This is a genomic window from Bradyrhizobium sp. AS23.2, from assembly GCF_001908185.1.
GTDB lineage: Bacteria > Pseudomonadota > Alphaproteobacteria > Rhizobiales > Xanthobacteraceae > Bradyrhizobium.
Window position 1 is genome coordinate 131,756 of sequence record NZ_LGHM01000047.1, and the last position, 20,427, is coordinate 152,182.

Genomic DNA, 20,427 nt, shown 5'->3' on the forward strand with positions numbered 1-20,427 from the left:
AAGAGAGCGGCCGCCATGTTGACCGACCTGTTGCAGTATTTGGTGAACGGATTGATCGTCGGCGCGCTCATCGCGTTGCCGGCGCTCGGTCTGACGTTGATCTTCAGCGTGCTAGGTTTCGTCAACTTCAGCGTCGCTGCGCAACTCACGGCCGGCGCGTACGCGGGCTGGCTCGCGAATACGACCCTCCATCTGCCTCTGGTGCCCGTTCTGGTCATCGCCTTCTCGGTCGCCGGCGCGCTTGGCGTCGTGACGGACCGCATCGCGCTCGCTCCGATCCGGCGCAAGCCGAGCGCCCAGACTCCGTTGATGGTGGCGGTCGTTTCGATCGCTCTGAGCATGGCCTTGGAAAGCGCCTACCGCTTCTCCTTCGGGAGCGGCCTGAACAGTTTCGACATGCCGATCGCCCGCGACATGAAGATCGGCGGTATCCGAATCGGACTTCAGCAATTGCACAATATCGAGATAGCGATCGGGCTGGCAGTCCTTCTGGCGTTGTTCTTCTCGCTGACTAAACTGGGCAAGGCCATGCGCGCCGTCGCCGACAATGCCGATCTAGCGCGTCTCAAGGGCATCGAGCCGGTTCGTCTCGCCAATCTCGCCACGTTCATCGGCATGGGACTGGCAGGCGTCGGCGGCGCCCTGCTTGCGATCGATACAAGCGTCGATCCTTCGACCGGATCCAGGCTGATCCTCTTGATCTTCGCCGGCAGCGTCGTAGGCGGCTTGACGAGTCTTCCCGGAGCGGTCGCCGGCGCCCTCTTGATGGGCGTCATCGGCGAATTGGGCCTTCTGATCCTCCCGCCGGTCTATCAGTCACTGACGGCTTTCGTCGCGATCCTGATCACCTTGCTCGCGCGTCCGGGCGGCATCTTCTCCGGCGCCTCGGGGGTGCGAAAATGATCTCTTATCTGATATTCGTCGGCACGATCGCCGGATTCTACTCTCTGCTTTCCCTGGGCCTGGTCAAGGCGTGGGGGCAGGGTGGACTGGTGAATCTCGGCCTGGTCGGGTTCGTAGGTCTGGGTGCTTATACGTCGGCGCTGCTCTCGGGTGCTGGGTATCCGATCTGGATCGACTGGATAGCGGCCTCCGCGGTTTCGGCGGCGGTAGGCGTGGCGCTGTGCTTCGTGGTCAGAAACCTGCGCGGCGACTATCTCGCGATCGTGACGCTCGGGTTCGCAGAAATCCTACGTTTGGCCGAGACGAACGAAAAATGGCTGACGAAGGGCAGCGACGGGATCTCGGGGATCGTGGCGCCGCTCAAGAACCATCTCGGAGATAACTTCGCTGTCTTCTATCTCGTTCTGACTTGGGTTCTCGTCGGCATCGTCGCGTTCGTACTCAATTGGCTCCTGCGAAGCCCCTTCGGACGGGCGTTGCGCGCGGTACGCGACGACGAGCAGGTCGCGGCGGTGGCCGGAAAGTCGGTGCTCCGACTCAAGCTACAGGCGTTCGGAATCGGAGCGGCGCTATCGGGCCTCGGTGGCGCGCTCTATGCGCACTTCACCAGCTATATCGCGCCCGACGTCTTCATAACCCAACTGACGATCTACATTTTTCTTGCGGTCACCGTTGGCGGGTATACCCGCCTCGCAGGTGCCGTGATCGGCTCGTTGGCCTTGATCGCATTGCTCGAAGCGACACGCTTCGTCGCCGCGTTGGTCCCGGGGCTGGACGCGGTACAGATCGCCTCGCTTCGTGAGTTCGCGATCGCCGTCACTCTGATCCTCGTCATGCAGTTGCGACCCGATGGAGCGTTCCGGATGAGCAACGAACGGTCCGGCTTGGGCGCATCTCGCCCCGGTCCGGACGCTTGCTACGGAAAGAAGGCGGTACTCGATGACGGAACCTGACCTCGACGGTGCTGGCGAAGAGTTCGCCATGATGTTCGCTGCAGGCGGCTTGCCTCAGGTCGAGGCTGCGACTTCGCGGACCCGCGGACGCGGCCCGTTCAAGCGGCTGGTGTTGCGCGGAGCTTCCATCATCGACGGTACCGGTGCCCCTCCATGGGGGCCCGCCGACGTAGTCGTCGAGAACGGTCGGATCGCGGTGCTGAAAAAGGTCGGTACGCCGAAGCTTCCGATAAATCCGGAGCGCCGTCCCGCTGCGGGCGACTTCGAGATCGATTGCACCGGCAAGTTCCTGACGCCCGGCCTGGTCGATGCCCATGCCCACATCGGCGCACCGTTCCATGCCGAGAACGGTCCCATGCCGAGCGCCGACTACGTCTACAAGCTTTGGCTGGCGCATGGCGTGACGACCATCCGCGAGACCGGCTGTTTCAACGGGCTGCAGTGGACGCTCCAACAGAAGCAGGCGGCGGGCGAGCATCGTATCGACGCTCCTCGCATCTTGGCCTATGCGCCGTTTCCCGGCACGAACGACTACGTCAAGACGATCCACACTCCCGACGATGCACGCAGGTGGCTGCAGGCGGTGAAGGACCGGGGAGCGGACGGCATCAAGTTCTTCGGGGCCCCGCCGGCGATGATGAAGGCCGCGCTGGAACAATGCGGAAGTCTTGGCCTGCGTACCTGCTGTCATCACGCGCAACTGGCCGTCGGCAGGATGAACTCGCTGCGGACCGCGCAATGGGGGCTGACGAGCACGGAGCATTCCTATGGAATCCCCGAGGCGCTCTTGGACGGTCAGACGCTACAGTCCTTCCCACCCGAGTACGATTACAACGACGAATACCTGCGTTTCTCGACTGCCGGCCAGACGTTCCTGCAGGCGGCGAAGCCCGGCTCGCAGAAATGGAACGACGTCCTTCAGGCATTTCTCGAGGCTCGTCACACCTTCGTTCCCACGTTCAACGTCTACGATGGCAACCGAGATCTGATGCGGACCCGTCGCGCGGATTGGCACGATCGCTTTACCGACCCGACCCTCTGGGCCTACTTCCAGCCGCAGCGTGGCGGGCACGGCGCCTATTGGTACCGTTGGTCGACGACCAACGAGGTCGAGTGGCGCGAGACGTTCCGACTGTGGATGAGGTTCGTCAACGACTACAAGAACCTCGGCGGGCGCGTGTGCGTAGGCTCGGATTCCGGGTTCATGTTCCAGACGTACGGCTTCGGTCTCGTCCGCGAACTCGAGTTGCTGCAGGAAGCCGGCTTCACGCCCCTCGAGGTCTTGCGGGCAGCGACGACGTGGGGCGCGGAGCTTCTCGGCATTCAGGAAGACGTCGGAACACTGGAAGTCGGTAAGCTCGCCGACATCCTGGTGCACGACGAGAATCCACTCAACGATTTCAAGCTGCTCTATGGGACCGGTGCGATGCGACTGGACGACCCGACGGCGTCGGTCACGTGGAAGCGCAGCATCTCGAGCGTCATCAAGGAGGGCTCCATCTTCGATCCGACCGAGCTCCTCGCCGACGTCGAGGAAATGGTCGAAGCGCGTAGGAGGGCGGCTTGAGAACCAGTTCGCCCGCGACACCAGAGTTCGTCCTGCTGACCGGAAGCCTCGGCAGCGGCAAGACGACATTGCTTTGCGACTATCTTTCGCTACTTGATTCAGCGGATACCGGCGTGATCGTGAACGAGGCCGGCGAGATCAATGTCGACGGAGCCGTCGTCGCCTCCGGACGGCGCGATCTTCCGATGACTCTGCTCGGGAACGGTTGCGTGTGTTGTTCGTTCGGAGACGATCTCCATTCGGCGATCGACGAGTTGCTCGTCGCACGCCGGCAATCCGGCGCGGGCGAATTCCGCCGGATCATATTGGAGACGAGCGGCCTGGCGATGCCTGGTCCCATTTTGCGCTCGCTGATGCGCTACGACAGGGCCGAATACCGATTGCGTATAGTCTCCACTCTCGACGCCGTGGATCCGTACGCGGATGACGTGACGTTCCCGATCCGGTCGGCGCAATTGACCGCCGCCAGATCCATCGTCGTCACGAAGCTCGACCGGGTCTTTGGTGACGCAATCGACGTTGCCGAGCGCGTCGCCAGAGAGTTCAATCCGGCTGCCGTTCTGGTGACGACCGAGGACAGGTCGGCCCGCGCTCGCGCTGCGTTTGCGCCGAGCGAACTCGAAGCAAAGACAGTGTCGAGCCAATTTCAGGCGATCGCCGCCACCGACCACTCCCGGCTCGGCGTCTTCCTCGCGCAGTGGCCGGGCTCCGTTTCCTGGGGGAATTTGGCCGATTGGCTCGAAGATCTCGCGGGACTTTGCGGCGATCGACTGCTGCGCGTCAAAGGGCTAGTCTCGGTGGGAGGGGCGCCCCGATCGATCCTGATCGACGGCGTCGGTACGACGTTCGCGGAGCCTCGCTGGGCGGAGGCCGAACTCGCCGCGGGACGGGGCATCGTCATCATCGCGCGCGACGTCGGCCTGGATGAACTGACCAACATGTCGGGCGCCTATTCTTCGGACGTCAGGCCGTCTCTAAGAGCTACATCGAGGCGCGCCGCCTGAACGACGCTGAAAGGACGGTTGATGTCTGTCAGGCGAGAAACTCCGGACATTTCAGCGGATGCTGCTGGGTTCCAGCGGATAGACCACCGCGCCGGCGTTCAGCAGGTTCGACGGGTCGAAGGCGGTCTTGATGCGGCGCATCGCGGCGAGACGACCGGCATCGCCGTATTTCTCCAAGAGATGCCTCTTGAATCGACCGACGCCGTGTTCTGCGCTGAAGGTGCCCTCGAGGGAGGCCGCGATGTCGTAAAGCTGCAGCGACAGGCTTCTCTCGATCTCGCGGCCGAATTCGATCCGGTCGACGCCCGAAGGGACCAGAACGTTGTAGTGGAGGTTGCCGTCGCCGACGTGGCCGTAGACGGACAGTTCAAGGTCGGCGGCATAGTTACGTACCGTCGAGCCGGCGAGGCCCAGAAAGCGTTGAATAGCGGAAAGCGGTACGGAGATGTCGTGCTTCACCGATCCGTTGCGGCGCTTCTCGCCCTCGGGAATCGACTCGCGTACCTCCCACATCGCCGCTCGCTGGGATCCGCTTTGCGCGAGGTAGGCATCGTCGACCCACCCGGATTCCACCGCCTCGGCGAGAACCGCTTCCATCAACCCGTCGAGATCGAGATGATCGGAGGAAGATGCGAGCTCGACGAGGACGGCTCCTCCCGGGCCGGCTCCGACGGAAGGCGGATTGATCATCGCGTCGGTCGCCAGCGCGATCGATGTGGCCGTCATAAATTCGAATGTGGTGAGAAGGTCGGCCGACTGGCGCCGGACCAACGCGAGAAGTTCGGCGAGCGGGGTGCCTGCAGCGAGCTTCAGCCAGGCGGTTGCGCGGCGGACCGGGAAGGGCGCGAGCCGCAGTACCGCCCCTGTGACAATGCCGAGGGTCCCCTCGCTTCCGACGAAGCATTGTTTGACGTCGTAGCCAGTATTGTTCTTCCGCAGTTTGCGCATGTCCGAGACAACGGTTCCGTCCGAAAGGACCGCTTCGACCCCGAGGATCAAGTCGCGAGTCATTCCGTATTTGACGACGGACAGGCCACCGGCGTTCGTGCCGATGTTGCCGCCTATCCGGCAGCTTCCCTCCGCGCCGAGGCTGAGCGGCAAGAGGAGCCCAGCGGCGGCCGCCGCATCCTGCACGCTCTTCAGGATGGCACCGGCGTCGACCGAAGCGGTCATCGAGACCGGATCGATTTCGCGAATCCTGTTCATCCGCTCGAGACTAACAACTATCTGACTTCCCGTAGCGTCCGGCGTCGCTCCACCGCAGTAGCTGGTGTTGCCACCCTGCGGAACGAGTCCGATGCCGAGGCGCGCTGCCAACTTCACTATGTCCGCGACCTGTCCCGTAGTCGCTGGCTTCAGCACGGCGAAGGTCGAGCCGGTGAAGAGCTGGCGCTGATCCGTGGTATAGGTGGCGATGCGCTCCGGATCGTCGACGACACCCGTCTGGCCGATGAGATCGCGAAACGCTTGGATTTGTACCGAGTAAAACATGCCGCTGCTCCAGGTTGGCGTTGGGTGATCTTCGACCATCCGCGCGGCAGCGCTTGCCGTTCCGCTGCAATTTCAAAGAAGGCTCTGCCGAATTCTCGCGATGTTCGGCAGTTCCAACTTCTTGGGCTTTGTATTGATCGCTCCCGATGCGGAGTTGCTTCGGCTCCCGAGGAGATCATCGATGACCCATCCAACGATCTATCAAGGTCCTGTGTTCGATATGGCGCGCCGTCAGTTCGATGGTGTGGCGGACCTACTCGATCTGTCTCTCGACGAGCGAGATCGTCTGCTCTACCCCAAGCGCGCGATGGCCGTGACTTGTCCGATCCATCGCGACGACGGCAGCGTCGCCGTATTCGAGGGCTATCGGGTGCAGCATCATCTGACGCTAGGGCCGACGAAGGGCGGAACGCGCTTCGCGCCCAACGTAGACCTCGGCGAGGTCGCCGCCCTCGCCATATGGATGAGTTGGAAGTGCGCGCTGTCTGGCTTGCCCTACGGCGGAGCGAAGGGGGGCATCGCGGTGGATCCCCGCGCGCTATCGAGGCGCGAACTGGAGACTTTGTCCCGGCGCTACATGCAGGAGATGATTCCGTTCGTCGGCCCTTACACGGATGTGATGGCTCCGGATCTCGGCACGGACGAGCAGGTAATGGCCTGGTTCATGGACACCTATTCCATGTACCAGGGCCGGACCGTGACCGAGATCGTCTCCGGCAAGCCGATCTCGGCCGGCGGGACGCACGGTCGGCGGGATGCCACCGGAAACGGCGTTGCGCATCTTGCGGGCCGGGCGATGGAGAAGCTCGGCATCGATCCGAAGTCCGCGACGGCCGTGGTTCAGGGCTTCGGAAACGTCGGATCGGTCAGTGCGGTTGCGCTCGCACGGCAGGGCGTCCGCATCGTGGGTATCAGCGATCACTCGGTGGCCCTGCACGATCCCAAGGGCTTCGATATAGAGGCGGTCCTCCGCCACGTGAGGCAGACGGGCGTCCTGAAAGGCTTCGCGCAGCAGGCGGAGGTCGATCCCGAAGCGCTGCTGACGACCGAGTGCGACATCCTCGTGCCGGCCGCGGTCGAGCGTGTCGTCGACGCAAGCAACGCTGCGGCCCTCAAGTGTCGGATCATCGCGGAGGGCGCGAACGGTCCGACCACGCCAGATGCCGACGCGATCATCGAGGCGCGGGGCGACATCTTCATCGTGCCGGACATTCTCTGCAACGCGGGCGGCGTCATCGTCAGCTATTTCGAGTGGGTGCAGGACCTTCAGCGGTTGTTCTGGGACGAAGCGGAAGTCATGCGGAGGCTATACGAAATTCTGGATCGCAGCTTCGCGCAGGTCGTGGGACGCGCCGAACGGCTGGGCATCTCCAACAGAAATGCCGCGCTATCCATCGGAGTGCAGCGTGTTCGGGACGCCAAAGGCACCAGAGGCCTGTTTCCATGACGCCCCGCCCGCGTGTCCAGGCCGACAGCAGATTGTGCTGCGCCGAGGACGAATTCCAGTTGGTTCTGCCCTCAGGTCCCTTCGGACCCCGGGGATACTGCCATTCGTCTGATCTAAACTGAAACATCAAGAGGAGACATTTTCATGTTGATCACGGATTTCGATGCTCTGACCTTCGACTGCTATGGCACCCTGATCGATTGGGAGGGCGGGATGGTCGAGGCCCTGAAGGGCCTCACGGATCGCGTAAAGCGCCCGCTTACGCGCGACCAGATACTGGAGGCGCATGCGCGTCACGAATCGAGCCAGCAGAAATATACTCCGGCGAAGCGCTACCGCGACCTGCTGCCGATCGTCTACAAGCGCCTCGGCGAAGAATGGGGCGTGCACGTCTCCCACGAAGATTGCGTAGAATACGGCCGGTCCGTCGGAAATTGGCCAGCGTTCGAGGATTCCCCGGGCGCGCTGCAGTATCTGAAGAAATACTTCAAGCTCGTCATTCTTTCCAACGTGGACAACGAGACCTTCCAGGCGAGCAACCGCAGGCTCCAGGTGGAGTTCGACGCGATCTACACCGCCGAGGACATCGGCTCTTACAAGCCGTCTCACCGGAACTTCGACTACATGATCGAAAAGTTGGGCGAGATCGGCGTGGAGAAGGAAAAGATCCTGCACACGGCCGAGAGCATGTTCCACGACCACAAGCCGGCAAATGAACACGGCTTGAAGTCGTGCTGGATCTACCGTCGTCATGCCCAACAGGGCTTCGGGGCCACCATGAATCCGGGCCAGATGCCACACGTCGACTTCAGGTTCACCAGCATGCATGAACTCGTGAAGGCGCATCAGGAGCAACTACGGGTTAAGTGACCCGACCAGCGCCGACAGCTGCTTGACTAGTCTAGGTAGATCACACCGAGCGTGAATACCGCGGTCCAGGGATCCGAAATCGAGCCCGCCGTCGTTGCTTGGGTTGGCACTCGCGCCTTGGTTCTTGCGAGCCATCTGCTCAATTTTTTTTCGTTCGGAATAGCGGAAGTTCGCCATGAAACATCTGCTCCCCGATACCAACAAAAATGCCAACAAAACGGACGGCTGGGACGAATTTTTACGCGTGTTTTCAATGCGCTACGAAGACACTCTTTAAAAATATGGAATCAAACCAATAGTCTAAGTTATTGATATTGTTTATTTTTTCAGTGTGGTGCCCCTGGCCGACAACCGCCTAATACCATAACCGGTTGAAAATAAAATCATTCTCGTCTTCGTATTCGGGCGATACCAACAGGAATACCAACAAACCGACGCGCCGATTAGCTAGCAAAAAATAATTCGCGGGCTCCTTGGCAGCAGGCATGCACCATGCCGTTTCGGCCTGCACACTCGCTTTGACCGAAATCGAACCCAGGCTGGAAGCACCGCGCGATCACTCCGGTTCGTCCGATTTGTACGCTACAGCGCGCGGCAGTTTGCGGCGGCGTCAGAAGGCCTTTTGTTTGGCACTGCAGGCGATTAGACCAACGCATCCGGGGCAATTGCGCCACGCTTAAAACGATGGGGGGAGGTAACATCATCGTCGTTTGCGGCGGAGTGGTGCCACGCCAGGACTACGATGAGCTATCTCGCATCGGGGTAGGCGCCGAATTCGGGCCCGGCACGAATGTACTCGAAGCCGCCCGAGCTATTGTCGATCTCGTCGAGGGCAGGCGAACCAATCGCTTTGACTGAGTCAGCAGGCCGTCTTCGGGGCGGCGGCGCCCGACATCTAGCTGTACCGTCTGACGTTCTCGATGTTTCAGTCCGTAGCGGTGACGGAGTCAGGCCTTCGTCGACAAGGATTGTGCGTTCGTGGGCATTCCCGGGCCGTAGCTCAAACGGTGGGTCTTGGTCTATGAAAGTAGAAAATGCTTTATCTTTCAATGGGGATTGACTGACACTCTCTCCGCCATTCGCACGATTTTCTACGCCAAACCGCGATATTGAACGATTTCGTGCGACAGAGCTACGGATAGCGATTTGCCGAGCCAGGGCACATATTGCGCCTATGGAATTATTCCCCCGGTTTGAAGCCAAGGCGATGACGAGCGGCCGCTGGTTTGTTTCGGTAATTACCGGGCATGGGCCGGATTCGCATGTCGGAGACTTCGCGACCCACGAAGACGCCAAGAATTGGATTTTGACCAAATCGCGGTACTGGCCCGGCAAACCGGATACGCCATAGTGACTGGGCGCGATAAATGGACGGTAGACCTTCACTGCCCATGCTGTGGAAGGATCGACGTGGCGCGTCTCTCACAGGCGGATGGCTACGACTTCAAGAGGGGCGACACCGCTACCCGCGCCGATCATGTGCCGAACGGTTTTATCTGTATTGACCCAGAGACTAGCAACTTCCAATGCTCGAAATGTCAGGTGTCAATTCCGTGATCCCAAACGCCTCGGGATCCCAGCCATTTCGCAAGGCGATCAGCTCTGCGGCAAAGCGCAGCAATCCTTTCACCAAAGTCGCGAGCGCTTAAAAGCAGAGCGTTTGGCGCGCCAAATCAACGCGAAGAATTCTCCGGAATAGGTGGCACTTGTGGGCTCTCCGGTGCCTCAACCTAGAGCATTGAGAGCACGACGATGCCGTTCTCGAGCTGCCCCGAGGCGAGGCGCGCCCGCGCCATTTGTTCGAACTCGGTCCGATATTTATGAAGATAGCTGAAGGCTTGCTTCTCGGTCTGAAACGTCGTCGTAAGCCTGCAGATCTGTCGCGCTGCGCCGAGTGCAAGAGAAAAAGTGATTGTTCCGCCGCCGTCTGACTTCGCCCTACGCACGATCCGCCCCACTGGCATGTGACTCGGTTTCACAACGCATCGATGGTTGCCGGAATCGATTATCGCGCCAACTTACTCCTGCGTTTCTTTAGCGGGGGCGTCGGCAACGATGCGCAAAGAGTTGCATCAGCGGCTTCCTTGGTCTCGCGGAGCTCTCGAAGTCGCGCCATGTTCTTTCGAACGTCAATGGCGTGCCTCTCGACATCCGCCAATGCCCGCGCACCCTCTTCAGCAGCCAATCGTCTCCGGTTGAAGCGCGAGATACTGTCGGGTGACGGCTCTGCTGATTTCCTGGCGCTCATTCTTCATCCCTGTTTGCCACGGACAAAACCCGCTCAATCCGGAGATCGAGCGGGCAGAGCGGCCGTTTCAGTACATCCGTGAAACGGCGCCGCAAGATCAGGCCAGCGAGAGGTTTTCAGCGCTGACTTTGCCTCGCATCTTGTCGGCCTTGGTCTCGAAGTTGACCTTTTGGCCTTCGGCGAGACCAGCAAGGCCAGCCCGTTCGACCGCGCTGATGTGAACGAACACATCATTGCTGCCGTCGTTCGGCTGGATAAATCCAAAGCCCTTCTGGCCGTTGAACCACTTAACGGTACCTGTCGTCATTTTCATTCTCCAAAGCGCACAAGCGCGTGCCGCGTGATTATCACGCGGTAACTTTCAACTTTGTCGATGTCTTTGGAAAAGGAGCCCGCGGGCGCGTTCAACAAGGCACAGCGGCTAATCGAATACGGTCAATATATATGACTTTCGCATTCTTGCAAGGAAGGGAGCCGAAATAGTTTCGGTGATCACGTATGGCGCCGTTCGAAAAGCTTCGAATGGGTCCGTCGATGCGTGAGAAGGGCTTTATCGATTGACAGGGCCCCCGAGAGTGGTCACGTCGCTCCTACCGAACTGGATCGCCGTGACGAATACACCGGCTTGTTCGATGCCGGCGAAGCAATACGCCGTCACTCTCATCCCACAACCGCAACGAGACTCCTGCGCAATTGGCTGCATGCAGGACTGCCGCATTTTGCAACCCAGCGGAGTTTCAATTGCAGGTCCTTGTTCGCGACAACAATATCGACCAGGCGCTTCGTGTTCTAAAGAAGAAGATGCAACGCGAGGGCGTCTTCCGAGAAATGAAACAGCGGCGTTCCTATGAAAAGCCATCGGAAAGAAAGACTCGCGAGAAAGCTGAAGCTGTTCGCCGGGCCCGCAAGCTGGCTCGAAAGCAGGCGATCCGCGAAGGACTGCTGCCCGCGCCGCCGAAGAAGAAGCCTTTTGAGCGCAAGCCGCCCTTGCCGGAGACCACCAGCAAGGAACGCGCTTAGCCAATGCGATTCCGGGAGAACGCTGAACGCCAACGGAAGCGGGCTCTTCGTCTGGATCTAGACTGCTTGACGCTGCCTCTAACGTATTGCTCTGTCCTCGTGTTTGGTCGGCGAATTGAACCGGTAAGGTCTCACATTGCAGAGGATCGTTTGGGCGGTGCCAATTGTGAGCGATCGCAGATCCTATGTCCTGAAATCGATGCCCCGCAGCACGATTCCCCGTGGATTGCCTTCAGGCTCCGTCGCTCGATACTTGCTGGCCGCGCGCGCCTCTATGCGGTCGCGTAAGCGGATGAACTGGGCTTCGCGCTGCTCGGGACAGACCTGCGGGCCGCGCTCGAGATAGTCCATCGCGGACGTCGAGATTGCGCAAGGAATTTCCTTGCCGCCGTCCTGCATCGAGAACAGGACGATCATCCGGTCATATTCGTGGCCGATATAGTGCCCGCTCGTCAGCGTCATGACTTACTCCTCTGCATGATGGCTTCCTGGCGCAATCCTTGTTTCAACTCGTCGTTCCGCACGGCCTGACTTGTCTTACCCCTCCTCGGAGAGCCGGACGAAATCGTCGAGCAGCGCCGCCACCAGAGCGCGGTGCCTCGTGTCCTCAGCCGGCAGGCACGCGGCATAGAGGTTGAGCACATGCCGCGTCTTCACTGCGGCTTCCGGCCACGAAGCGGCGGGCACCGTCATCATGCGGTGTTCGAGCTCGGCCTCCCGCTCGCGCAGTTCCCTGACATGGGCCTCGACGTCGGCCAGCGCGCGACGCAGATCGGTCGCCTTCTGCGCCGCCATGCCGCGATGCTTGTCGAGATCGACCGGGTGGTCAGTCATGGGCGGCGCTCGCATCCGCAGCCTGCGCATTGGCAAGATCGACCGAGCCGATCGAGAGCATCTCCATGGAGTCGCGGACGCCTTCCGCGGGCACCATGATCATCGTAGCGATGCGGCGATAGGCCGAGAAGGTGAGACCCTCGATCGTCTCTTCATCGGTGATGACCTCGTAAACGCCAGCGGGCAGCAGCCGCTCGATGCCGCGGATTCGGAACGGATGCCTGAACGTGACGGTCTCTCGCCGTGAGCGGATGGTCATGTACGCCTTCCTCCTACAAGAGGGGCCCCAACTGACCGGCAGCGACGACCATGCGCCCGTCGTACGGCAATAGCCAGCACATTCGTCATTGCCGCGCGCTGACGCCGCAGCGCGCTCCCTCGCCCATTTCGTTTTAGTGCTCGCTATTGGCCTGCCGCAGGCGTACGATCATCGCATCACCGCACTTCTCAACGGCATCGACCGGTGACTGAGGGTCACGTGCGCTCCCGCCGACTGAGTTGCAGGAGCGTTCGATGTCGCGTTTTCGCGCCTCGGAATGGATCGTGCCGCCGGTGATCGTTCCGCTGTTTCTTCTGCTTCTGGTGTGTGCTGCGGCTATTCTCAATGGCTAAGGCAACGCGCGTGCCTTACCTGGTCACGGGAACCAACGAGTACGGCAGCGCCAATCTCGGCCGCGGCAGCGCGACCGTCGCACTGCGCCTCGCGCGAAAGCTGCTGCGCGACGGTTACATGGATGTCCGCGTCTGCACGCCGCGTGGGCGCGTTCTGCAGTCGGATGAACTGGACGAACTCGAACGCCAACAGGAGATGGACATCGTGGCCAAGGGACAGCAACGTGGCAATCGCGAAGCCAAGAAGCCGAAGAAGGAAAAGGCCAAAGTGATCGCGGCACAGCCGAGCCGCAAAGAGGTCGCTTGGCAGCCGGATTTCGGGCCGGCGAAGAAGAGGTAGGTAAAGGTCGGAACTTCCACCTGATCGCTTCTAAGCGAAGATAGACTGGGACTTCGTATCCGGGAGCCTTGCAAAGGCGATCGTAAGCTGACGCAACGCCGCCTAGGGCCGGCGACGTTGAGCCCAAGGTTGAACGTCGCTCGATTTCTTCGCGGCTCTCGCTGGAGACCGGACATGTCGTGCGTCAAGGACGCAAGCCTCCGTGTGTACTCGTATTCCGCTGTTCAAGAAGGGCAATATACATGAAAGTTCCCGCGCTATTGCAGGGTGAGTCGCGAACCCGTCTCCTTCAGGGGATCGCCCTTGGGGCCGTTGCGACCGTGGCGATCGGTTTCATCTGGGGCGGTTGGGTCACGAGTGAGCGCGCCAGAATCATGAGTGTGGCGGCGGAGACCAGTGGCCGGATGTCTATTCTCGTACCCCTGTGCGTTGCCCAGTTCACAGCCGCGGACGGGGCAATCGCAAGGTTCAAGACGACCAGCGTCTATTCCAAGGAAAATCTCGTTAGCGAGACCGTGAGAAATGTGGCCTCGACGAGCATGGACTACTCGTTGGCCAAGGCCTGTGTGAGCGCGATCGATCTCGAACTCGCAAAGACAGCGACGAAGAGCTGAGCAAAAATTCAAACCGTGCGGCGAGATATCCCTACTGCAACAAGATAATCTTCGTCCATCATGCTGGCGTTCTGCATGAGCAGTCTTTGCCGAATTGGAAGCCGCAGGCGCTGTTCGCTATTTTCTCAGCCGCGAATCGACGAAGGTGTCCCAGGTGTTGCCGCAGGCCGAGCAATGCCAATGGTTGACAATTCTTCCGGTCGGCAAATGGGTTGATTTGGACGGTGCGGTGACGACATGGCCGCACTTGGTGCAGGTGTCCGTTCCCTGCGCGGGCGAGCGGCGACTTTGGTCGCCGGCCGCTTGTGCGGCCCAGCGACGTTCAAACCGGCGGTGAAAATGCAAGGGATAGACGAGAGCGTTCATTGTTATGCTCCAATTGTGCGGCGGGAGCACGAACCTCTCTCTGTCACCGGCGCCGATCAGTCAGGCCGAGCGATGGGTAGAATATAGTGCGTCAAAACCTGAATAGAAGGGCCCCACCGCTGTGCGCTGGCAAACCGGGCGGCAGGTCAGGCAGCTTGACCCTTACCATCCATCGCCCCGGCCGATGCACTGCATGCTGACTGTTCGGCATGGCAGCAGACGCCGACGTTCTAAAGATTGTGCGTGGCGCGGATGCGTCATGATAGGGAAGTCCAATTCAGTCGGTCTTTTTCAAATAGCGCTTCTGTTTGGAAGATTGATTGATTGCCCATTCCGCAGCGAAGATTGCGCCTTCACGGTCACTGGAAGTGCCAGTTTTCGGCGGAAGCCCTTCTCGCTCAAAGGACCATTTCCAGCCGAAGGGATTGGCAGTTTGGACTATTGTGTATTCGATACCTTGAAACTGCATGAGGTGGCTTTCATGTCGTTTTTGGCGGACGCAACTCGCTCTTGGTCCATGATTGAAAGTCTGGGACCTGCATTGGGTCGATGTCATCGCACTTGATACACCGGAACTTACGACCGCCCGTCTTGGCGATCACGAAGTGCATCGGCTTGCCGCATTGCGAGCAGAGCAGGCGGGGAGAGTTTTTGGGCAAGCGCCACACCCTGGGTCAGGGCCTGAGTCTTCTGCTCACAGTCATCGGATAGACGCCCATATAAGCCGATGATGAAATCAGGCTAATTGCCTTTCGTGACGGCTGCATCAACAAAAAAGGGACTACGTATTGATACGTAGCCGCCATTCCGGGGCGTCATGTGGTCAGGTTCGAGCCCTGGTGCGCCCACCAATTTCCAAAGTGCTCCAAATACTTACTGGCGCTACAATTGACCATCGCCGCGCCGGGCGGTTTTGGGTCACTCCTGGCTCACGGACCGAACAAGATCCTCCGTCTCCCAAGCGCAGCATTGACTGGTTGGACGGACCAGAGCGGGGATCCCGTACGAGGGATGTCTGTTTGATGTACCCGTCCTTCCATCGACAACTTCGGTCGCCAGTAAGGGCGGCCTCCCTGCCGAGCCGAGCCTCTCATTAAGCCGATTGTGGAAGCCCGGGTTCGATCCCTCCCGCCCCAGCCAGCACTCAAGCTGCTGAGTTATTCGCGCCAAATGTTCTGGGCGCGTTTGGAAATGGAGCTTCGGAGGTTCGGTCCAAAATCTGAACTAGTCGTGCATCAAATCGACCATACGGGTTTATCTCCGGTCCAACATATACCGTGGCGCTGCTCGGGCAGGTCTGTTACGCCCCCATCGTAGAGTAGGGTTACTACGGCGAGCAAATCGGATCGCTTAGCGATTTGGTGTCTCTCCTGATAGGCGTCTGCCGATGAGGCAACCTCAGCTCTTCGAGCCGGAACCCTTCAGCGTGTTCCACGCGGCCTGGTTGGCCTGGTCAAAGGCCCTGCGGGATTCCGCCAGCCCGGCGCTCAGCACCGACCAGGACTCGCTGCCCGCCTGCTTCAGCTTCTCGAGACGCGCTTCCGCCTCGGACGCGTCGGCCTTCATCTGCTTGAGCGCGGCGTCGAAGTCGCCGGTATGGGCCGCGGTCACCTCTCCGGCCGCCTCCCGAAACTTGTCCGCCGCCTCGCCCCAGGCCTTCGCCTGCGCGGCGGCAACCTGCTTGAACGTGGCTTGCTGCTGTTCGATCTGCTTGCCGGCGCTTTCGAAGTAGGTCTTCATCTGGGCTTCGAAGCCGTTCCATTGCTTTTCCAGATCCGCCTTGGTGCGCGTCCAGGCGGCTTCACCGACTTCGGCCTGCGTCTTGAGCAGCGCCTGGAATTCGTCGCGGCGCTTCTTCAAATCTGCGACGATCTGGTCGGCCTTGACCTTGGACTCAACCTTCGCCTCGCCTGCTTTAACCTCGAACGACGCCAGTGCGGCATCCATCTCGTCGATCCGCTCCTTGGCCCAATTCAGGTAGAAGTGCATGCTGCTCTGCTCTGCCATTGCCGTCTCCGTTGACTAGCTGATGTAAAATGATCGCTGAGCTTGGCTTCGCTCGCGTTGACCTGCGTCAACTATGTTGTGTTCGCAAGCCGCTGCGCGCACCAGCCAAACGTGCGCCATCAAGCTGCCAGATGAGGAAAGAACATTGACCCTTTGCGGCCGGCGATTTGCTTGGATGATGCCTGCTTCCGGCTGCGCGCCGCGCGCTCCGCTTCGATCGCAGCGTAGAACTCCAGCGGAGCCTTCAGCTCCGTACCAGCGGGCAGCACGTCCTCATTGAAGGCGGCCTCGCGCAGGCGCAAGGCCTTGGTCAGGTTCTCATCTTCGGCTACGTCGAGCAGCGTGCTGTTTCTTGCAACATTGAGCTTCGAGTGGTCGCGCCGGTGCAAGACCTGCTTGCCGTTGGTTTCATTGAGCTGGTTGCTGCTTGAGCTGGGAGACATTGTTCGAGGTCCGGGTTGTGAGCTGTTGGCGGCGGCGTGGCGTGTCGTCGCGCGTTTCTGGAGCTGACTTCTACCGCCTTACGCCGCGGTCCAGCCTCCATCGACGGGCAGGTTGGCGCCGGTGATCTGCGCGGCGTCGTCGCTGCACAGGAACAGGGCGAGCGAGGCAACTTGCTTGACCGTAACGAATTCTTTGGTGGGCTGCGCAGCGAGCAAGACATCGTTAATCACCTCATCTCTCTTCATCCGACGGGCCTCCATCGTGTTCGGGATTTGCCTCTCCACGAGCGGCGTCCAGACGTAGCCGGGGCTGATGCAGTTGCAGGTGATCTTCGATCTGGCGAGTTCCAGCGCCACCGTCTTGGTGAGGCCCGCGATGCCGTGCTTGGCCGCGACGTAGGCCGACTTGAAGGGCGAGGCGACCAGCGAATGCGCCGAGGCCGTGGTGATGATGCGGCCCCAACCGCGTTTCTTCATGCCGGGCACGGCCGCGCGAATGGCGTGGAACGCGGCGGACAGGTTGATGGCGATGACCGCGTCCCACTTCTCGATCGGAAACTCCTCGATCGGTGAGACGTGCTGGATGCCAGCGTTGTTGATGAGGACATCCACACTGCCGAAAGTCTTCTCCGCGAGTGCAATGAGCTCGGAAATCTCGCTCGACTTCGCCATGTCCGCGGGCGAATAGATCGCCTTGACGGCGAAGTCGCGCTCGATCGCGGCGCGGTCCCTCTCAACCTCGGCCGGCGTACCCATCCCGTTGAGTACGATGTTGGCGCCGGCGCCGGCGAACGCACGGGCACACGCAAGGCCTATGCCGCTGGTTGAGCCGGTCACAACGGCCGTTTTGCCCTTCAGAATTCCCATCTCGCTTACCTTCGTCTGTGTCTCGCAAGGAAAGAACCGAAACTTTGCAAGCCGGAAGATCTACCGGCTTGGCGTGGCGTTGCACTCAGAAGACCAGAGCTTTCTCGTTTGCCCGGAGCGAGCGTCGAGCCGGCTGTTGCAGATAGTCGTGGACCACTTTTCCAAGGCCGAGCGTGAGGTCTGCACGGATGGGAACGGCGGAAACGATCTCCAGAACGGGCAATTCTGCAACGGGTGCCAGAGCGTGGGGCGTCAAAGCCAGAGCCGCCGGCCCGGTCCAGGCTCCCTTCAGCACGATGTCCTCGAGGTGGTATTCGACGAGTTCGCAAATGCGCGGACTGCCATCGACGTGGGGAATGATCTTGAGCAGGAAGTTCGGCTCTTTGAGAGCGGCATTGATGTACGCCCGCTCGGCCTCACGGTGCTTGTAGCCCATCGTTCCCGTGGCGACCCGCAGCGGGCCGTAGTCCAGCGTGCCGATCAAGGTATCGATCTCGGTTCGCAGCGTCGGCTGCGCGAGCTTCTTCGGAAAGCCCCAGAGCTCGCGTCCACCCGCAATGGGCCCCTCGTCATTGAGAAACATGCAATGCGTGTAGCCGCCCTTGCGCCCGCGGAAAGAGACGGGGATGACCTGGCCGCTTTCCGTATAATCGCCAAACCCATTGGAGTCCGGCATCCGGATGAACTCATATTTGACGAGAGCGTCGCGCTCGTCGAATTCCAGCGGTTCGGGTACGATTGCGCGCAGCTTGGCTGGATCGGTGCGATAAGTGATGATCAGGTACTCGCGATCGACAAAGCGATAGGGCCCCGGCGAATAGGCCGGGCTGGTCAGGGGCATTGCAAAAGCCCGCTTGAGGACGTCGTTCTCGCGCATTTTGGGTTCTCCGTAAGACAGTGGCGATCGGTCTACTCGCGGCCATCATGCTCGAGATCGAACGTGAAGACGCCGTCCGCACTGGTGGGACGAGTGAGCACCTCGGGATGGCGCAGCGTGCGCAGCGCATCGTGATAGCCGGCGCGCCAATGGTCCTGCATCGAGAGGCGGGAAAATTCGTAATCTTTGGAGTGCCCCTCGTGATTGCGCGCGCGATAGATCAGGTGGACGATGTTGTAGACATGATCGGACGAGGCCGTGCTGAGGAGTTTCACGTCCTCGTGCTCGCGAAGATCTTCGGGCAGGCGTCGCAACAGAGCGGCAAGGGCACGCTGCAGACGATGAACGCGCTTGAACTGATCCGTACTTGCGCGCGTACGGCTCGAATACTGGACCTCCTTCTGCCGCGTCGCGACTTCGCCCATGTTGCGCGGAACCTGGCCCGCCGCGCTCCAAAGGTCGACTTGAAAGGCAAGCATGTCCTGCGGGGCACCCCATTCGATCACCCACTGCAAGGGCGTGTTCGAAACGAGGCCGCCGTCCCAGTAATGCTCGCCCTCGATCTCGACGGCCGGAAAGCCAGGCGGCAGCGCGCCGCTCGCCATGATGTGCTCCGGCTGGATCGTATGCGTTGTGTTGTCGAAATAGACGAAATTGCCCGTCCGGACATTGACAGCCCCTGCGCTGAAGCGCGTCATTCCAGTGTTGAGGCGATCGAAATCGACCAGACGCTCGAGAGTGCTCTTGAGCGCGCCGGTGTCGTAGAAGCTGGTGGCATCGCTGCTCCCGGCAGCCTGCAGCCAGGGCAACATCGGGCGCGCGGAGAAAAAGCCACTCACGCCGCAGGCCGCGGCGAGGCCCGCACTCATCTGGTTGACGATATTGCGCGTGGCGTCGCTCCGGGCCCAATCAAAAAGGGAATTGTCGGACCAATCCCAGGGACCGGTCGAGGTCACCTGAGTCCAGAAATCCCGCAGCCGGTCAACCCGGGTCTCGGGCGGGTTGCCCGCGATGATCGCGGCGTTGATGGCGCCGATCGAAATACCGGCGACCCAGTCCGGATGGATACCGGCTTCGGTCAGCGCCTCGTAGACGCCTGCCTGATAGGCGCCGAGGGCGCCGCCGCCTTGCAGGAGCAGGGCGATGCAGTCGAAGGGCAATCGCCGTTGCTCGGTTGTGAATTGTGCTCGAGGTTGAAAGTTCATGATTTGACATGCTCTTGTTGTGGTGTGGCCAAACGGTTCCTGGTTTGTCGAACGCGATTGCCTGTTGTGGCTAATGGCGGAACGACCCTTGCTTTCCGACCTCGGGCGGCTCGAGCATGACCTCTTTCAGATGGTCGCCACTGGCGACGACGATCACGAAGTTGAGCTTGCCGTCCTGCCTGATCAGCCCTCCCGCCAGCGCGCTGCCGGCTGCGGCTCTTTCGGCGACCTGCACCGCATCCGCCATTTCCTGCTTGATCCATTTCAGGGCAACGACTTTGGCGAGGTCTTCTCGATCGAGCTCCTTGAGAGTAGATGCGATCTCCTTGCCCGTGATGCTGCCGGTGTTTGCATCAATGACGTTCTCCCATACATGCTCGTTCTTGATCGTGCGCACGCGATAGACGGGCGTACCGGATGCTTCGAAGCTGATATCCGCGGTTCTGGAGCCGTCATGCAAATGCTCGGCGATCGCCATGGCCTGGCTGAGCGGGACGCGCGTGGTGCGGAATTGCTCGAGCACGCGGCGAATCGCTGCCTCCTCGGCCTCGCCTTGCGCCGTCGCGCCACGGGTATCGGCATCCAAGGGCCTTTGGGCGACATCGGCGACCGTCCCTGTTGCTGCGAGCGCGGCGGACCAAACGATGAGGGCAAACAAATACTTTTTCGACATCAGGTAAGTCCCATGGTTCAAAACGGCTGGTCGGCTAGTCCGCGCGCGAGAGCATGAGGGCGACAAGTGTCACCGCTCAACGCATT

At 60.6% G+C, this 20,427-nt stretch carries 24 protein-coding genes and 1 pseudogene; 10 read left to right on the forward strand and 15 right to left on the reverse strand.

Annotation, left to right across the window (positions count from 1 at the left end; genetic code table 11):
• Nucleotides 1-15 precede the first annotated feature (15 nt).
• From AC630_RS11380 to AC630_RS11395, 4 genes are read left to right on the forward strand one after another with little or no spacing between them, the layout of a single operon-like run.
• Nucleotides 16-903, forward strand: a complete 888-nt coding sequence (locus AC630_RS11380) for a branched-chain amino acid ABC transporter permease (protein ID WP_074118622.1) — start codon at nt 16-18, stop codon at nt 901-903.
• The gene (locus tag AC630_RS11385; RefSeq protein ID WP_074118623.1) at nt 900-1,856 is read left to right on the forward strand and encodes a branched-chain amino acid ABC transporter permease; all 957 of its coding nucleotides are present in this window, start codon (nt 900-902) and stop codon (nt 1,854-1,856) included. Before AC630_RS11380 ends, AC630_RS11385 begins: the two co-directional genes overlap by 4 nt.
• The gene (locus AC630_RS11390) at nt 1,843-3,423 is read left to right on the forward strand and encodes an amidohydrolase family protein (RefSeq protein ID WP_074118624.1); all 1,581 of its coding nucleotides are present in this window, start codon (nt 1,843-1,845) and stop codon (nt 3,421-3,423) included. The genes AC630_RS11385 and AC630_RS11390 overlap by 14 nt, the downstream gene beginning before the upstream one ends.
• On the forward strand, nt 3,420-4,427 hold the full coding sequence (locus tag AC630_RS11395) for a CobW family GTP-binding protein (RefSeq protein WP_074118625.1): 1,008 nt from the start codon (nt 3,420-3,422) through the stop codon (nt 4,425-4,427). The genes AC630_RS11390 and AC630_RS11395 overlap by 4 nt, the downstream gene beginning before the upstream one ends.
• 51 nt (nt 4,428-4,478) lie before the next feature.
• Here the strand turns inward: AC630_RS11395 and AC630_RS11400 are convergent, their stop codons facing one another.
• Nucleotides 4,479-5,918, reverse strand: a complete 1,440-nt coding sequence (locus AC630_RS11400) for an FAD-binding oxidoreductase (protein WP_074118669.1) — start codon at nt 5,916-5,918, stop codon at nt 4,479-4,481.
• Nucleotides 5,919-6,099: 181 nt separating this feature from the next.
• Here AC630_RS11400 and AC630_RS11405 point away from each other — a divergent pair, with 181 nt between their 5' ends.
• The 3 genes and pseudogenes from AC630_RS11405 to AC630_RS46855 form a co-directional block, all read left to right on the forward strand.
• Nucleotides 6,100-7,365, forward strand: a complete 1,266-nt coding sequence (locus AC630_RS11405) for a Glu/Leu/Phe/Val family dehydrogenase (RefSeq protein WP_074118670.1) — start codon at nt 6,100-6,102, stop codon at nt 7,363-7,365.
• Between the two features lie 144 nt (nt 7,366-7,509).
• A complete protein-coding gene (locus tag AC630_RS11410; RefSeq protein ID WP_074118626.1) occupies nt 7,510-8,235 on the forward strand; it encodes a haloacid dehalogenase type II in 726 nt (241 codons plus the stop codon).
• Nucleotides 8,236-8,910: 675 nt separating this feature from the next.
• A pseudogene (locus AC630_RS46855) lies at nt 8,911-9,093 on the forward strand (methylmalonyl-CoA mutase family protein); the annotation flags it as partial.
• 872 nt (nt 9,094-9,965) lie between these two features.
• Here AC630_RS46855 and AC630_RS11420 read toward each other — a convergent pair.
• The 3 genes from AC630_RS11420 to AC630_RS11430 form a co-directional block, all read right to left on the reverse strand.
• Complete coding sequence (locus tag AC630_RS11420; protein WP_245330340.1) at nt 9,966-10,181, reverse strand: hypothetical protein; 216 nt, start codon at nt 10,179-10,181, stop codon at nt 9,966-9,968.
• A gap of 59 nt (nt 10,182-10,240) precedes the next feature.
• Nucleotides 10,241-10,483, reverse strand: a complete 243-nt coding sequence (locus AC630_RS46860; RefSeq protein ID WP_074118628.1) for a transcriptional regulator — start codon at nt 10,481-10,483, stop codon at nt 10,241-10,243.
• A gap of 97 nt (nt 10,484-10,580) precedes the next feature.
• Nucleotides 10,581-10,790 carry a cold-shock protein gene (locus AC630_RS11430; RefSeq protein WP_074118629.1) on the reverse strand — a complete coding sequence of 70 codons (210 nt, stop codon included), beginning with the start codon at nt 10,788-10,790 and terminating at the stop codon, nt 10,581-10,583.
• A 434-nt stretch (nt 10,791-11,224) separates the two neighbouring features.
• On the opposite strand from AC630_RS11430, the gene rpsU reads away from it, so the two are divergent.
• Nucleotides 11,225-11,503, forward strand: a complete 279-nt coding sequence (gene rpsU / locus AC630_RS11435) for a 30S ribosomal protein S21 (RefSeq protein WP_074118630.1) — start codon at nt 11,225-11,227, stop codon at nt 11,501-11,503.
• A gap of 183 nt (nt 11,504-11,686) precedes the next feature.
• On the opposite strand, the gene AC630_RS11440 is transcribed toward rpsU, so the two are convergent.
• From AC630_RS11440 to AC630_RS11450, 3 genes are all read right to left on the reverse strand, one after another.
• A complete protein-coding gene (locus tag AC630_RS11440; RefSeq protein WP_074118631.1) occupies nt 11,687-11,965 on the reverse strand; it encodes a DUF1488 family protein in 279 nt (92 codons plus the stop codon).
• A gap of 75 nt (nt 11,966-12,040) precedes the next feature.
• Nucleotides 12,041-12,337, reverse strand: coding sequence for a hypothetical protein (locus AC630_RS11445; RefSeq protein WP_074118632.1), 297 nt, complete (start codon nt 12,335-12,337; stop codon nt 12,041-12,043).
• Complete coding sequence (locus AC630_RS11450; protein WP_074118633.1) at nt 12,330-12,596, reverse strand: hypothetical protein; 267 nt, start codon at nt 12,594-12,596, stop codon at nt 12,330-12,332. The genes AC630_RS11445 and AC630_RS11450 overlap by 8 nt, the downstream gene beginning before the upstream one ends.
• Nucleotides 12,597-12,941: 345 nt before the next feature.
• Here AC630_RS11450 and AC630_RS46210 point away from each other — a divergent pair, with 345 nt between their 5' ends.
• On the forward strand, nt 12,942-13,289 hold the full coding sequence (locus tag AC630_RS46210; RefSeq protein WP_074118634.1) for a hypothetical protein: 348 nt from the start codon (nt 12,942-12,944) through the stop codon (nt 13,287-13,289).
• A gap of 242 nt (nt 13,290-13,531) precedes the next feature.
• Nucleotides 13,532-13,903, forward strand: a complete 372-nt coding sequence (locus AC630_RS11460) for a hypothetical protein (RefSeq protein ID WP_074118635.1) — start codon at nt 13,532-13,534, stop codon at nt 13,901-13,903.
• Between the two features lie 117 nt (nt 13,904-14,020).
• Here the strand turns inward: AC630_RS11460 and AC630_RS11465 are convergent, their stop codons facing one another.
• The 8 genes from AC630_RS11465 to AC630_RS11495 all read right to left on the reverse strand — a co-directional run bounded on the left by AC630_RS11465 (nt 14,021) and on the right by AC630_RS11495 (nt 20,341).
• On the reverse strand, nt 14,021-14,269 hold the full coding sequence (locus AC630_RS11465; protein ID WP_074118636.1) for a hypothetical protein: 249 nt from the start codon (nt 14,267-14,269) through the stop codon (nt 14,021-14,023).
• Nucleotides 14,270-14,546: 277 nt separating this feature from the next.
• Nucleotides 14,547-14,738 carry a hypothetical protein gene (locus AC630_RS43705; RefSeq protein WP_143197968.1) on the reverse strand — a complete coding sequence of 64 codons (192 nt, stop codon included), beginning with the start codon at nt 14,736-14,738 and terminating at the stop codon, nt 14,547-14,549.
• 929 nt (nt 14,739-15,667) lie between these two features.
• Nucleotides 15,668-16,276, reverse strand: coding sequence for a sll1863 family stress response protein (locus AC630_RS11470; protein WP_074118637.1), 609 nt, complete (start codon nt 16,274-16,276; stop codon nt 15,668-15,670).
• A gap of 119 nt (nt 16,277-16,395) precedes the next feature.
• Nucleotides 16,396-16,719: a hypothetical protein gene (locus AC630_RS11475; protein WP_074118638.1), complete on the reverse strand. Its 324-nt coding sequence runs from the start codon at nt 16,717-16,719 to the stop codon at nt 16,396-16,398.
• A 78-nt stretch (nt 16,720-16,797) separates the two neighbouring features.
• Nucleotides 16,798-17,586, reverse strand: coding sequence for a 3-hydroxybutyrate dehydrogenase (locus AC630_RS11480; RefSeq protein WP_074118639.1), 789 nt, complete (start codon nt 17,584-17,586; stop codon nt 16,798-16,800).
• Between the two features lie 85 nt (nt 17,587-17,671).
• Nucleotides 17,672-18,463 carry an acetoacetate decarboxylase gene (locus AC630_RS11485; protein ID WP_074118640.1) on the reverse strand — a complete coding sequence of 264 codons (792 nt, stop codon included), beginning with the start codon at nt 18,461-18,463 and terminating at the stop codon, nt 17,672-17,674.
• Nucleotides 18,464-18,495: 32 nt separating this feature from the next.
• Nucleotides 18,496-19,668 (reverse strand): patatin-like phospholipase family protein, encoded by a 1,173-nt coding sequence (locus tag AC630_RS11490; protein WP_074118641.1) that lies wholly within the window; start codon nt 19,666-19,668, stop codon nt 18,496-18,498.
• Between the two features lie 70 nt (nt 19,669-19,738).
• A complete protein-coding gene (locus AC630_RS11495; RefSeq protein WP_074118642.1) occupies nt 19,739-20,341 on the reverse strand; it encodes a PepSY domain-containing protein in 603 nt (200 codons plus the stop codon).
• Nucleotides 20,342-20,427: the final 86 nt, after the last annotated feature.